This window comes from Pseudarthrobacter phenanthrenivorans, assembly GCF_036455295.1.
In the GTDB taxonomy this organism is placed as follows: domain Bacteria; phylum Actinomycetota; class Actinomycetes; order Actinomycetales; family Micrococcaceae; genus Arthrobacter; species Arthrobacter phenanthrenivorans_C.
Genome location: NZ_JAYXNX010000006.1, coordinates 187,946 through 199,882, shown reverse-complemented (window position 1 = coordinate 199,882; position 11,937 = coordinate 187,946). Strand labels below are relative to the sequence as shown.

Annotated in this window: 14 protein-coding genes and 1 riboswitch; of the genes, 9 read left to right on the top strand and 5 right to left on the bottom strand. The window is 68.0% G+C overall.

All coding sequences use genetic code 11. The annotated features are described in order from the left end of the window. Positions 1–5: 5 nt before the first annotated feature. The 3 genes from VXJ37_RS10340 to VXJ37_RS10330 all read right to left on the bottom strand — a co-directional run bounded on the left by VXJ37_RS10340 (position 6) and on the right by VXJ37_RS10330 (position 1,408). The gene (locus VXJ37_RS10340; RefSeq protein ID WP_331322949.1) at positions 6–371 is read right to left on the bottom strand and encodes a DMT family transporter; all 366 of its coding nucleotides are present in this window, start codon (positions 369–371) and stop codon (positions 6–8) included. Further along, a complete protein-coding gene (locus VXJ37_RS10335) occupies positions 371–694 on the bottom strand; it encodes a DMT family transporter (protein WP_331322948.1) in 324 nt (107 codons plus the stop codon). Before VXJ37_RS10335 ends, VXJ37_RS10340 begins: the two co-directional genes overlap by 1 nt. 10 nt (positions 695–704) lie before the next feature. Further along, positions 705–770, bottom strand: a riboswitch (guanidine-III (ykkC-III) riboswitch). Positions 771–838: 68 nt separating this feature from the next. Then, positions 839–1,408, bottom strand: coding sequence for a HutD/Ves family protein (locus tag VXJ37_RS10330; RefSeq protein WP_331322947.1), 570 nt, complete (start codon positions 1,406–1,408; stop codon positions 839–841). Between the two features lie 102 nt (positions 1,409–1,510). Here VXJ37_RS10330 and VXJ37_RS10325 point away from each other — a divergent pair, with 102 nt between their 5' ends. Continuing rightward, positions 1,511–2,122, top strand: coding sequence for a phosphoribosylanthranilate isomerase (locus tag VXJ37_RS10325; protein WP_331322946.1), 612 nt, complete (start codon positions 1,511–1,513; stop codon positions 2,120–2,122). A 100-nt stretch (positions 2,123–2,222) separates the two neighbouring features. After that, positions 2,223–2,639 carry a YccF domain-containing protein gene (locus VXJ37_RS10320; RefSeq protein ID WP_331322945.1) on the top strand — a complete coding sequence of 139 codons (417 nt, stop codon included), beginning with the start codon at positions 2,223–2,225 and terminating at the stop codon, positions 2,637–2,639. Between the two features lie 27 nt (positions 2,640–2,666). Here the strand turns inward: VXJ37_RS10320 and VXJ37_RS10315 are convergent, their stop codons facing one another. Further along, positions 2,667–3,536, bottom strand: coding sequence for a DUF4031 domain-containing protein (locus VXJ37_RS10315; RefSeq protein WP_331322944.1), 870 nt, complete (start codon positions 3,534–3,536; stop codon positions 2,667–2,669). A gap of 116 nt (positions 3,537–3,652) precedes the next feature. Between VXJ37_RS10315 and VXJ37_RS10310 the strand changes: the two genes are divergently transcribed. From VXJ37_RS10310 to clpB, 5 genes are all read left to right on the top strand, one after another. After that, the gene (locus VXJ37_RS10310) at positions 3,653–4,063 is read left to right on the top strand and encodes a TOBE domain-containing protein (RefSeq protein ID WP_331322943.1); all 411 of its coding nucleotides are present in this window, start codon (positions 3,653–3,655) and stop codon (positions 4,061–4,063) included. After that, entirely contained in the window at positions 4,060–4,908 is an 849-nt protein-coding gene (gene modA / locus VXJ37_RS10305; protein WP_331322942.1) for a molybdate ABC transporter substrate-binding protein, read from the top strand. Before VXJ37_RS10310 ends, modA begins: the two co-directional genes overlap by 4 nt. Continuing rightward, positions 4,905–5,795: an ABC transporter permease gene (locus tag VXJ37_RS10300; protein ID WP_331322941.1), complete on the top strand. Its 891-nt coding sequence runs from the start codon at positions 4,905–4,907 to the stop codon at positions 5,793–5,795. Before modA ends, VXJ37_RS10300 begins: the two co-directional genes overlap by 4 nt. After that, entirely contained in the window at positions 5,792–6,868 is a 1,077-nt protein-coding gene (locus VXJ37_RS10295) for a sulfate/molybdate ABC transporter ATP-binding protein (RefSeq protein WP_331322940.1), read from the top strand. Before VXJ37_RS10300 ends, VXJ37_RS10295 begins: the two co-directional genes overlap by 4 nt. A 146-nt stretch (positions 6,869–7,014) precedes the next feature. Further along, positions 7,015–9,657, top strand: coding sequence for an ATP-dependent chaperone ClpB (gene clpB, locus VXJ37_RS10290; RefSeq protein WP_331322939.1), 2,643 nt, complete (start codon positions 7,015–7,017; stop codon positions 9,655–9,657). 46 nt (positions 9,658–9,703) lie between these two features. Here the strand turns inward: clpB and VXJ37_RS10285 are convergent, their stop codons facing one another. Next, positions 9,704–10,384, bottom strand: coding sequence for a septum formation family protein (locus VXJ37_RS10285; RefSeq protein WP_331322938.1), 681 nt, complete (start codon positions 10,382–10,384; stop codon positions 9,704–9,706). A 271-nt stretch (positions 10,385–10,655) separates the two neighbouring features. Here VXJ37_RS10285 and VXJ37_RS10280 point away from each other — a divergent pair, with 271 nt between their 5' ends. Continuing rightward, on the top strand, positions 10,656–10,889 hold the full coding sequence (locus VXJ37_RS10280; protein WP_018772127.1) for a DUF3073 domain-containing protein: 234 nt from the start codon (positions 10,656–10,658) through the stop codon (positions 10,887–10,889). 223 nt (positions 10,890–11,112) lie between these two features. Next, positions 11,113–11,889, top strand: a complete 777-nt coding sequence (locus tag VXJ37_RS10275) for a VOC family protein (protein WP_331322937.1) — start codon at positions 11,113–11,115, stop codon at positions 11,887–11,889. Positions 11,890–11,937 lie beyond the last annotated feature (48 nt).

Below are 11,937 nucleotides of genomic sequence, written 5' to 3'. Positions count from 1 at the left end.
AAAGCCTAGTCACTGCTGCGCGCAGCCGGAGCGTTATCTCCGGCCGGCAGTGCCTTGAGTCCCGCCGCGCAGCCCACTATGCCCGCGATGAACAACAGTTTGACGGTGCTGAAAGGTTCCACCCCGGTGGCCATGGCCCAGCCCACGGTCAGCGCGGCGCCGACGCCCACCCAGATGGCGTAGGCGGTGCCCAGGGGAATCCTGCGGATGGCCATGCCCAGCCCCAGCATGCTGAGGGTGGCGGTGACGGCGAAGACGGCGGTGGGCAGCGGCCTGCTCAAACCGTCGGACAGGCCCAGGGCCGTGGCCCAGACGGCCTCCAGGACAGCGGATGCCAACAGCACCAGCCACGGAAGGGTGCGCGGTGCCATCACGCCACCACCTTCAGGCCCACCACGCACGCGGCGATGCCGGACAACAGGAACAGCCGCGCCGCCGTCGGGCGTTCCACCCTGGTGGCCATGGCGTAGGCCGAGGTGAGCACAACGCCCACGCCCACCCACACCGCGTATGCGGTCCCTGTGGGAATTGACCGCATTGCGACGGCAAGGCCGCCCGTGCTTGCCGCAACGGCGGCGAGGAACAGGGCGGCAGGAGCGAGGCGCTGGCGTCCGGAGGCCTGGAAGGCCCGGTGCAGGGCGGCTGCCCACACGGCCTCGAGGGCTCCCGAAAGAATGAGGATTAACCACGACATGACCGGTTCCTTTGGCCAGTCTTGTCGCGTGCCGGGTACTGAACCGTCGTCCGGAGGCTCGGGTGCGGAGCCTTGGATTCCAAAATAGCAAGGCGCGGCGGCGGGCTGCCAGCGTTGGTGCCGAACCTCACCACCCGCTGAGGGCTAGGGCGCGGATTGGACCGGATCGACCGACACGACGGCCAGGAAGCCGCGGCCCAGGATCTCGGGGGAGTCCTCGTCCGAGCCGGTCACTGCGTCATACCGGCCCAGATCCACCGGCTCCGCGCCGGCTTCGCTGACCACGGCCTGCCCCTGCAGCAGCACCCCCAGCTGCCCTTCGAAAAGCGGGTGGGCGCGCTTTTTGGACAGCTCGATGATGGAGGTGAAGCCCTTGCAGGCGGCCGCGCGGGTAATGACGTTGAGGTCCCTGATGTCCCCGGTAGGCAGCTCCGCCGAAGTGGCAGCGCCGCCATCAAACCGGAACGGGCGGTACTTTTCCATCGCGTGCCCGGCGCCGTCCACGGTGAGGACCAGCAGTTCCCCTTCGATGACCGTCAGCACGCGTTCCATGCCGGGGAAGACGGAGAAGTCACCCGCCTTCGCCACGTCCGCGATGCTCACCCGCCAGTCCCAGCCACCGTCTTCGGATTCCTGGCGTGCGATTTCCCGGGTCACGCCGCCGCCGTTGCGCCACGGTTCGGCCTTGAGCTCTGCGAAGCGGATGATCTGCATCAGCCCAGCCTAGTTCCCCATGTGGCCGGCGTCGCAGTTGGGCCGAGTCCCTGCTACTCTCCTGCGGGGGGTCAACGCGAAAACAGCCTGAAGGAGCCGGGAATGTTCGTCAAAGTGTGTGGTCTCAGCACGCCCGAGTCGGTGCGCGAAGCCGTGGATGCCGGGGCGGACGCCGTGGGGTTTGTCCTCACCGCCAGCCCCCGCGTTGTCTCGCCGTCGCAGGCGGCCTCCCTGCTGGCGGCAGTCCCCGGGGACGTCTCCCGGATCGGGGTGTTCCGCGACGAGCCCGTGGCTGACGCCATCGCCATTGCCCGCGCTGCGGGGCTGCACTGGATCCAGCTGCATGGCACGCGGTCCCGGGGTGACGTGGCAACAGTGCACGACGCCGGCATGAAGCTGGTCAGGGCCATCACCATGGGTGCCGCCCAGGATGAGTTCGAGGACTGGGGCGAGGACATGCTCCTGATTGATGCCGCGGTGCCGGGCTCGGGGGAGTCCTGGGATTACGCCTCCGTTGCGGCCCTGCCCGTGCTCCAGGGGCGGCATTGGCTGCTCGCCGGCGGCCTGGACGCCGCAAACGTGGGCCACGCGTCGATGGCCGCGCACGCCTGGGGAGTGGATGTTTCCTCCGGCGTTGAAGCGTCCCGCGGCGTGAAGGACCCGGCAAAGATCCGTGCCTTCGTGAACGCCGCCAAAGCGGCCGCCACAGTCTAGGGGCGCCTGCCGCCCCTACGCAGTGCAGGGGAGCAGTTTCAGGGCAGGATCAGGGGAGTCCCCCACCTTTTTGTCGGAGGGGTAGGGGCAGAATGGGTGCATGAAGACACTCCTGAACATCATCTGGCTGGTTTTCGGCGGCCTGTGGCTCGCACTGGGCTATTTCCTGGCGGGCGTGGTGTGCTGCCTGCTGATCGTCACCTTTCCGTGGGGCATCGCCTCGTTCCGCATCGCCGCCTACACCCTGTGGCCGTTCGGCCGGATGGTGGTGGACAAGCCCGGCGGCACGGGGGTCTTTTCGCTGCTGGGCAACGTGATCTGGCTGCTGGTGGCCGGGATCTGGATCGCGATCGGGCACGTGGTGACAGCGTTCGCCATGGCTGTGACGATCGTTGGCATCCCGTTGGCCATCGCCAACCTCAAGCTCATCCCGGTGTCCCTGATGCCGCTCGGCAAGCAGATCGTGCCCAGCAATACGCCGTTTGCCAGGACCTACCCCGTCAGGACGTACCGCTAGGCACGTCGGCCACGCAGCCGCAGGCGTTCAGGCAAGCTCGCCGTTTAGGTTGCGCTGCGCGGCGTCCAGCCACAGTTCCCGGGCGCGCCGGTGGTGGAACAGCGGGTCCAGTTCCAGCAGGTGGCAAACGACGGCGGTGCGGCCGGCTGCGAAGTCGGCGTCACCGATGTGGGCGTAGTCTTTCCGCACGGCGGCTACGTAGCGGGCGTACTCGTCCGGCCCGGTGCCAAGGATTGAAAGGTCCGCGTCGCACAGGAGCGCGCCGTCGTGGTCGCCCGGTGCGGGGCGGTGGTCCGAGGTGAGACGCACCAGCCGCGCCGTTTCCGCCACTTCTGCCTCCGGCAGGCCGGCGTCGGTGAGGCGTACTTCTGCAAGCCGGGCCGATTCCTCCTCGTCGCGGCCGGCTGCGCCGCGGTACACGGCGTCGTGGAACCAGGCCGCCAGCAGGACGGTGCGCGGTGGCTCATTTGGCTCGGCCAGCAGGTCCAGCGCCTCCAGCACGGAGAGCAGGTGGGTGCTCCCGTGGTAGTGGCGGTGGGGTTCGCTCCACCGGTCCAGCAGGTCCAGGAAGAGCGCGTCGTGGCCGGGCATGATGGCCTCCCAGCGGTTCAGCAGGGGCACCTTCAGTGACTTGTTCCGCCGGCGGGCCGGGATCCGCAGGCCACTGGCAATGAGCTTGCGGACCAGCACCCGTGCCTCCACGGAGACCGCGCCGGCGGCCACGAGATCGTCAAAGCGGCGTTCCGGCACATCGTAATGGTCGCCGTCGAACGCCCTTTCGGGGATCCCCGCTGCGGCGGCGAACATGTGCAGCTCGTCCAGCGACGCATCCGAGACGAGGTGCGAAAAGTGCGTTCCGTGTGCAGGCCACAGTGGCGGGTCGATGTAGATGGCCATGGAAGGAGTCTAGTGCCGTCGGTCTTTTCGCCGGGCGGCTATCCGCAGGCGTGGCCCACCTCCATGTGCGTCTCAATGCAGTTCCCGCTGCCGCATCTGCGGACTAGGATCAGCTCATGGCCCTTATCCGCGTTTCCGAAGCCGCCCGGTTCCTGGGTGTCAGCGACGATACGGTGCGCCGCTGGACAGAGCACGGAACGCTCACACCGCTCCGTGACCCCAGCGGGCGGCTCGCCGTCGACGGCCTGGAGCTTGCCGCCCACGCACAGAAACTGGCCCAGCTTCCCGATGATCCGAAAAGCGGCGGCAGTTCCGCCCGGAACAGGTTCGTGGGGCTGGTAACCAATGTCATCACGGACAAAGTCATGGCGCAGGTGGAACTGCAGTGCGGGCCCTTCCGGGTGGTTTCGCTGATGAGCAGCGAGGCTGTGCGCGAGCTGGGCCTTGAGCCGGGCTCCGTGGCCACCGCCGTAGTCAAGGCAACCACCGTCATCATCGAGTCCCCGAAGGGCAGGGCTACCGCATGAGCCGGCATGTTTCCATCCTGAAGCCGCGGTTTGCCGCCGCCATGCTTGCCTTGGGCCTCGTCCTTCCGGCGGCACTCAGCGGGTGTGCCGCGGACGCCGGCTCCCCGAATACGGGCGCCCCGAATGCCGGCGCCGGCTCCACGCCGGGCGGCACCATCACCGTCTTCGCTGCCGCCTCCCTCAAAGCAACCTTCACCCAGCTTGCCCGGAGCTTCGAAGCCGAGAATCCGGGAACCACTGTCACGTTGAGCTTCGCGGGGTCCTCGGACCTTGCCGGCCAGATCAGCCAGGGCGCCCCTGCGGACGTTTTTGCCTCGGCAGACGCCGCCAACATGCAGAAGGTGGAAGACGCGCGCCTCGCGGACGGCGCGCCGAAAGACTTCGCCACCAACACCCTGGCCATCGCAGTACCGCCTGGCAACCCGTCCGGTATCCAATCGCTGAAGGACCTGGCCCGGCCGGGCACCAGGCTGGTCATCTGCGCCAGGCAGGTCCCCTGCGGGGCCGCCGCAGCCAAGGCGGCCGGCGCGGCGGGTGTCACGCTGAATCCCGTCAGCGAGGAAAACGCGGTCACCGACGTCCTGGGCAAGGTCATCTCCGGGGAGGCCGACGCCGGGCTGGTCTATGGCACGGACATCAAGGGCGCCGGGTCCAGGGTTGCAGGCATCCAGTTCCCCGAAGCGGGCAGCGCGGTCAACACCTATCCGATTGTTGGCGTGGCCGACGGCCGGAACCGGGCCACGGCACAGGCCTTCATCAACATGGTCACGGGCCCGGAGGGCCAGAAGGTCCTCGCCGCAGCAGGATTCGGGCCGCCCGCCACCGCCGGCGGAAGCGGCAAATGACAGGGAAAGGGGTGGCCGCGCAGCGGGCGGTACAGACACGCACCCCGGCACCGGCGTACTCCGGCATCCCCGGCTGGGTCCGCGTCCTTGCCGTCCTGGCGGCCGTCGTCGTCGTGCTTCCGCTGCTGGCCATGGTGCTGAAGGTGGATTGGGGGCACTTCGTTCCGCTGGTGACGTCGGAGCCGTCGCTGACGGCGCTCGGCCTGAGCCTGCGGACCGCGGCGGCCAGCACCCTGCTGTGCGTGGTGCTGGGCGTCCCGCTGGCGCTGGTCCTGGCCCGGGATACGTTCCGCCTGCAGGGCCTGCTGCGGTCCCTGGTGCTCCTGCCCCTGGTTCTTCCCCCGGTCGTGGGCGGGATCGCACTGCTGTACACGTTCGGCCGGCAGGGTCTGCTGGGGAAGACGCTGGATGTACTTGGCCTGCAGATCGCTTTCTCCACCACGGCGGTTGTCCTTGCGCAGACATTCGTGGCGCTGCCCTTCCTGGTGGTGAGCCTCGAAGGCGCGCTGCGGACCTCAGGCTCGCGGTACGAGGCAGTGGCAGCCACCCTGGGTGCCCGTCCGGGCACCGTCTTCCGGCGCGTCACGCTGCCGCTCGTCCTGCCGGGCCTTGCGTCGGGCGCCGTCCTGTCGTTCGCCCGGAGCCTGGGCGAGTTCGGTGCCACGCTGACGTTCGCCGGGAGCCTGCAGGGGGTCACCCGGACCCTGCCGCTGGAGATCTACCTCCAGCGGGAGACGGACCCTGATGCCGCCGTCGCCCTGTCCCTGGTGCTGGTGGCCGTGGCCGTCGCAGTGGTGGCCCTCGCGTACCGGCGCCCCGCCCTGGTCCGTCCTGCCCCGGCATCACGGACGACGGCGGCCGCACCGGCAGGAGCGGACGTCCCGTGACGCTTTCGTTCCACGCAGCCGTGCCCGCGCGTGGTTTCGACGTGGCACTGACCGTCCGGCCGGGCGAAACCGTGGCCGTGATGGGCCCCAACGGTGCCGGGAAGTCCACGCTCTTGTCCGGCATCTCCGGCCTGCTGCGTCCGGACGGCGGCCGCGCCGAACTCAACGGCAAAACCCTGTTCGACCTCGACGGCGGAAAGTGCACCTGGACGCCGCCCCATGCCCGGGGCACCGCCCTTCTCGCCCAGGAACCCCTGCTTTTTCCGCACCTCAGCGCCGAGGACAACGTCGCCTTTGGCCCCCGCAGCGCGGGAGTGCCTAAACGGGAGGCGAAGCAGCAGGCCCTGCGCTGGCTCCGCGAGGTGGAGGCCGAAGACCTCGCCCTCCGCCGCCCTGCCGAGCTCTCCGGCGGCCAGGCCCAGCGCGTTGCCGTGGCCCGGGCGCTTGCTGCCGATCCCGCTCTGCTGCTGCTCGATGAACCGCTGGCCGCGCTGGACATCCACTCCGCTCCGCTGCTGCGCCGCCTCTTCAAACGGATCCTTGCCGGGCGGCAGGCCATCATCGTCACGCACGACGTCCTGGACGCGCTGATCCTCGCGGACCGGGTGGTCATCCTGGAAAACGGCAGGATCGCCGAGGAAGGCCCCACCCGGGAGGTGCTGGAGCGGCCTCGCAGCTCCTTCGCCGCCGGCCTCGCCGGACTGAACTTCGTTCCCGGAACGCTGCAGGGGGCCGGCGTGCGCACCGAAGAGGGCCTGCAAATCGCCGGCCATGGAGAGGAGCCCGGTGGTTCCGGGGAACCAGCGCTGTTGTGCACGCCAGGCGGTCGAGGCGTCGCCGTCTTCCCGCCGTCGGCCGTTTCCGTGTTCCTGGATGACGCACACGGCAGTCCGCGGAACTCGTTCACCGTCACCATCACGGACCTGGAGCCGCACGGGGACCAGGTCCGCGTCCGTGCCGGCAGCCTCGCGGCAGACATCACGCCCGCTGCCTCCGCGGACCTGGGACTTGTCCCTGGCATGACGGTGCATTTCGTGGTCAAGGCCGCTGCCGTGGCCGTGTACGGGACGTAACGCCCCGCGGCGCTGCCCTGCGCGCGGGGGACCTCCGGCTCTGGACAGCTGTTTCGCCGTGGGCAAACATGGCAAGTGGACCTCGCCGTCCAAAGTTGAGCGTAGTAGACTCAACTTAGTCAACAAGCCCCCGAAAGGAGCTCTCTTTGGACATCAAATTCACCACCAAGAGCCAGGAGGCTCTTTCGGCCGCGGCAATGAATGCCTCAACAGCCGGCAACCCCCAGGTGGAACCTGCCCACCTCCTCAAAGCGCTGATGGACCAGCGGGAGGGCGTGGCCGTTGCGCTCCTCCGCGCCGCCGGCGCGGATCCCGATTCCGTCAGCGTCCAGGCCAGCAGCGCCATCAAGGCCCTGCCCGCCACCTCGGGGGGCTCCAGCCAGCAGGCGCAGCTGTCCCGGCCCGCACTGCAGGCGATCCAGCATGCCAAGGAGGAAGCTGACCGCCTGGGTGACAGCTTTGTCTCCACCGAGGTGCTCTTGGTGGGCCTGTCCGCCGGCAATGACGCCGCGGCACGCGCGCTGCGCGACGCCGGCGCCTCCCGGGAAGCCCTCCTTGCTGCCCTTCCCGGCATCCGCAACGACCGCAAAGTGGACAGCCCGGACCCGGAAAACACCTTCCAGGCGCTGGAGAAGTACGGCACGGACCTTACTGCCATGGCCCGCGCCGGCAAGCTGGACCCCGTGATCGGCCGTGACTCGGAGATCCGGCGCGTAGTCCAGGTCCTGTCCCGGCGTACCAAGAACAACCCGGTTCTCATCGGCGAGCCCGGTGTGGGCAAGACCGCCGTCGTGGAAGGCCTGGCCCAGCGGATGGTGGCCCAGGACGTCCCGGAGAGCCTGCGCGGCAAGACCCTGATCTCCCTGGACCTGGGCTCCATGGTGGCGGGCGCCAAATACCGCGGTGAATTCGAGGAGCGCCTGAAGGCGGTCCTCGAAGAGATCAAGGGCTCCGAGGGCCAGATCGTCACCTTCATTGACGAGATCCACACGGTGGTGGGGGCCGGTGCCACCGGCGACTCCTCCATGGACGCCGGCAACATGCTCAAGCCCATGCTGGCACGCGGCGAGTTGCGGCTGATCGGTGCCACCACCCTGGACGAGTACCGCGAAAACATAGAAAAGGACGCGGCGCTGGAACGCCGCTTCCAGCAGGTTTACGTCGGCGAACCCAGCGTGGAGGACACCATCGGCATCCTCCGCGGCCTGAAGGAACGGTACGAAGCGCACCACAAGGTGTCCATCGCCGACTCAGCCCTGGTGGCGGCCGCCACCCTGTCCAACCGCTACATTTCGGGCCGCCAGCTGCCGGACAAGGCCATCGACCTTGTGGACGAGGCCGCGTCCCGCCTGCGGATGGAGATCGACTCCGCCCCGGAGGAAATCGACCAGCTGCGGCGCCAGGTGGACCGGCTCACCATGGAGGAACTGGCGCTGGCCGGCGAATCGGATCCCGCGTCCGTGGAGCGCCTCGCCGCACTGCGGGCCGACAAGGCGGACAAGGAAGAAGAGCTTTCCGCCCTGAACGCCAGGTGGGAAGCCGAGAAGGCCGGCCTCAACCGGGTGGGCGACCTGAAGGCGAAGCTCGACGAGCTCCGCTCCGCCGCTGACAAGGCCCAGCGTGAGGGTGACCTGGAAACAGCTTCCCGGATCCTTTACGGCGAAATTCCGGCCCTTGAGCGGGAGCTGAATGCCGCTGCCGAGGCCGAGGCCGCGGTGACTGATAAGTCCGCCCAGATGGTGGCCGAGGAAGTAACCGCGGAAGACATCGCCGAGGTCATCTCCGCCTGGACCGGCATCCCCGCCGGCCGCATGCTGCAGGGCGAAAGCCAGAAGCTGCTGCACATGGAAGAGGAGCTGGGAACCCGCTTGATTGGCCAGTCCAAGGCCGTGACCGCGGTGTCGGATGCCGTCCGGCGTGCCCGCGCGGGTATCAGCGACCCCAACCGCCCCACCGGATCCTTCCTGTTCCTCGGGCCCACCGGCGTCGGCAAGACCGAGCTGGCCAAGGCCCTGGCGGACTTCCTGTTCGACGACGAACGCGCCATGGTGCGCATCGACATGTCCGAGTACGGCGAGAAGCACAGCGTCGCCCGGCTGGTCGGGGCGCCTCCGGGATACGTCGGCTACGAGGAAGGCGGCCAGCTGACCGAGGCCGTCCGTCGGCGTCCGTACTCCGTGGTGCTGCTCGACGAGGTGGAAAAGGCGCACCCTGAGGTGTTCGACATCCTCCTGCAGGTGCTCGATGACGGCCGCCTCACCGACGGCCAGGGCCGCACCGTGGACTTCCGCAACGTGATCCTGGTGCTCACCTCCAACCTGGGCAGCCAGTTCCTGGTGGACCAGACCATGGATCCCGAAGCCAAGCGAAACGCCGTCATGGCAACCGTGAACGCCTCCTTCAAGCCGGAGTTCCTGAACCGGCTCGACGAGGTGGTGCTGTTCGACGCCCTCACGGTGGAGGAGCTGGCGCACATTGTGGACCTGCACGTGGCGGAACTGGGGCGGCGGCTGCATGAGCGGCGGCTCACCCTGGACGTCACCGACGGCGCCAAGGCGTGGCTGGCGCTGTCCGGCTACGACCCTGCCTACGGTGCCCGGCCGCTGCGCCGCCTGGTGCAGCGCGAGATTGGGGACCGGCTGGCCAAAGCGATCCTTGCGGGCGAGATCAGCGACGGCGACACCGTCCTGGTGGACACGGCGCCGGACTTCGGCGAACTCACCAGCGATAACGTGGACACGCTGACCGGCGCCCCGAGCTCCGGGCTGTCGGTGCGGCGGAAAGGCTAACAGGCGGGCGCAGCCTGGTGGGCGTGCTGTCCCGGCGGGTTGACCGTCAGGGCAGCACGCTCGCGTTAATGACGTTGCCGCCGTCGGCCGTGACGTAGCAGTCCACCCTGCGGTCGCCCGATTGCCAACTGGTGGAGCTGGGGTAGCTGCGCTGGTAGTTGAGTTGGAACTGCTTTGCGGCGGGTCCGAGCCTGGCCGCCTGGCATACCTCCAGGGCCTTGGCCTTGAGGGCATCGGATCCCGGGTACGCAGTGCTGTCCGGATAGCGGAGGGTGGCCACGAGCTGCGCGGAGTGGCCGGTGTCGCAGGCAACCACGGTGGAGGCCAGCGCCTGTGGATCGAAATCCTTGAAGCAGTCGCCTACAGCGTAGGCCGCCGGCGCGATCCCGTCGCGGGGGAGTGGCTGGGGGGTGGCGGGCGGCGTCGCTGCAGTCTGCAGCACGGCTGGCGCCTGGTTCTTCTCCGTGTCGCCGCCGGGAGAAGAATTCAGCCAGAGGGCAAGCCATGCCAGGGAGCCTGCAACGGCCACGATGACGACGATGAGGAACGCCCTCCACAAAGCCGGCTTCCTGTTGGCATGCTGATCCGGTGCAGGATCATGGTGCTGTTGGGACCACGTGACTGATTCAGGGGCGGGTGCCGAAAAAGGGCCGCCGGTCTGGATTCTTGGCAGGCTTCCGGTGTTGGGCGGGGAGGCGGGCTTGGGCGGGATGTCCTGGTGGTTCACTGGTGCGCATCCTCCTGGTTTTGGTTCCACGGCCCGCCGGCGGCCAGGCAAAATCTGCAGTTGTTAAGTGACTCTACCGAAGAAAAATGCCGGAATCCCGCGGGAGGAGGTGCGTCATGGTACCCCACAGGCCGCTCGTGGCCGATCGGCGGCGAGCGGGGCCCGCCGAAAGCATGTAATCTAGGTGTACGACAAATTGACCAAACATTCCGGGGCCTCACCGATCGCCAAGGTGACCACCTCCGGTCCAAGTACAAAAGGGGGTCACGCCATGGGGCGCGGCCGTCAAAAGGCAAAAGCTACCAAGCAGGCTCGGGATATTAAGTACTACTCCCCGAACACTGACTACTCGGCACTTCAGCGCGAGCTGACAGGCCCAGGCAGTCGGTCAACGAGCCATTACTCGAATGAGCCGGTTGAACCGGACTATTCGGCTTATGTGGACAAGTACGCGGATGATTTGGATGACGATGACGACGAGGTAGACAACCGTCGCATCGGCTAGTTGTCGCAAGCCTGCCGTGGTCCCAGGCCCGGCTGCTGTGGCGCCACTGCACATACTGATTCCGCCGGGAACCCTTACGCGGATGCAGGGAATGTGCGGAATCTCCTCTTGCCACCCGTTTTCGGATGACCGCTTACTTTGCGGAGCCCGCTGACGCCCGGATTACCGGTGCGGCAGCGGGCTTTCCGTGTTGGCCGGCGCATCGCGTTGGTAACCTGACCGGATGACTGTTCGCACAACCTACGCCAACGGCGAGCCCTGCTGGGCAGACCTGCAGACCCCGGATGTTGCCGCCGCCAAAGACTTCTACGGCCGGATCTTCGGCTGGACCTACCAGGACTTTCCCACCCCGGATGGCCGCAGCTACGCGCAGGCGTTTGCCCACGGGCAGCTCGTGGCCACGATTGCCCCGCAAAGCCCCCTGCAGCTGCAGGCAGGCACAGCAGCGAAATGGAATGTCTATTTCGCCGCCAAGGACGCCCGTGGCCTTCTCGAAGAGGCACGGCACGCCGGGGGAACCGCACAGTTCGGGCCGGAGCAGGTGGGCGACACCGGCGTCCTTGGCTTCCTTTCTCCGCCAGGCGGTGGGACCACGGGCATCTGGGAGGCCGGCACCCACTTCGGCAGCCACCTCTTCAACGAGCCGGGCGCGCTGGCCTGGGCGGAGCTCTTCACGCCCGAGCCGCAGGCCGCCGTCGGCTTCTTCCAGCAGCTTTTCGGGCATGAGGTCACCGAATACCCCCAGGACGACGGCGGCAGCTACAGTACCCTGCTCATCGGCGGCAACGAGGTGGCCGGCGTCGTTCCTGCGGACCCGGGCGACGAGGCGGACTGGCAGATCTACTTTGGCGTGGCAGGGGTGGGGGCGGCGGCAGCGGCCGCCCGGGAGGCAGGCGGCGAGGTCCTGGTGGAGCCGGATGAGCCAGCAGCGGAAGGTTCCCTGGCCACCATTGAGGATCCGCAGGGCGGGGTCCTGAACCTCATCCAGGTTTCTGCCTAAAGACAGGTTTTTGCTTAAAAGTGGAGGCTCCCCACCGGTGACAGTGGG

Excerpts from the sequence above, each read along its gene's own strand:
- VXJ37_RS10340 (WP_331322949.1), bottom strand. The coding sequence starts at position 371 with ATGGCACCGCGCACCCTTCCGTGGCTGGTGCTGTTGGCATCCGCTGTC.
- VXJ37_RS10335 (WP_331322948.1), bottom strand. The coding sequence starts at position 694 with ATGTCGTGGTTAATCCTCATTCTTTCGGGAGCCCTCGAGGCCGTGTGG.
- VXJ37_RS10330 (WP_331322947.1), bottom strand. The coding sequence starts at position 1,408 with ATGCAGATCATCCGCTTCGCAGAGCTCAAGGCCGAACCGTGGCGCAAC.
- VXJ37_RS10325 (WP_331322946.1), top strand. The coding sequence starts at position 1,511 with ATGTTCGTCAAAGTGTGTGGTCTCAGCACGCCCGAGTCGGTGCGCGAA.
- VXJ37_RS10320 (WP_331322945.1), top strand. The coding sequence starts at position 2,223 with ATGAAGACACTCCTGAACATCATCTGGCTGGTTTTCGGCGGCCTGTGG.
- VXJ37_RS10315 (WP_331322944.1), bottom strand. The coding sequence starts at position 3,536 with ATGGCCATCTACATCGACCCGCCACTGTGGCCTGCACACGGAACGCAC.
- VXJ37_RS10310 (WP_331322943.1), top strand. The coding sequence starts at position 3,653 with ATGGCCCTTATCCGCGTTTCCGAAGCCGCCCGGTTCCTGGGTGTCAGC.
- modA (WP_331322942.1), top strand. The coding sequence starts at position 4,060 with ATGAGCCGGCATGTTTCCATCCTGAAGCCGCGGTTTGCCGCCGCCATG.
- VXJ37_RS10300 (WP_331322941.1), top strand. The coding sequence starts at position 4,905 with ATGACAGGGAAAGGGGTGGCCGCGCAGCGGGCGGTACAGACACGCACC.
- VXJ37_RS10280 (WP_018772127.1), top strand. The coding sequence starts at position 10,656 with ATGGGGCGCGGCCGTCAAAAGGCAAAAGCTACCAAGCAGGCTCGGGAT.
- VXJ37_RS10275 (WP_331322937.1), top strand. The coding sequence starts at position 11,113 with ATGACTGTTCGCACAACCTACGCCAACGGCGAGCCCTGCTGGGCAGAC.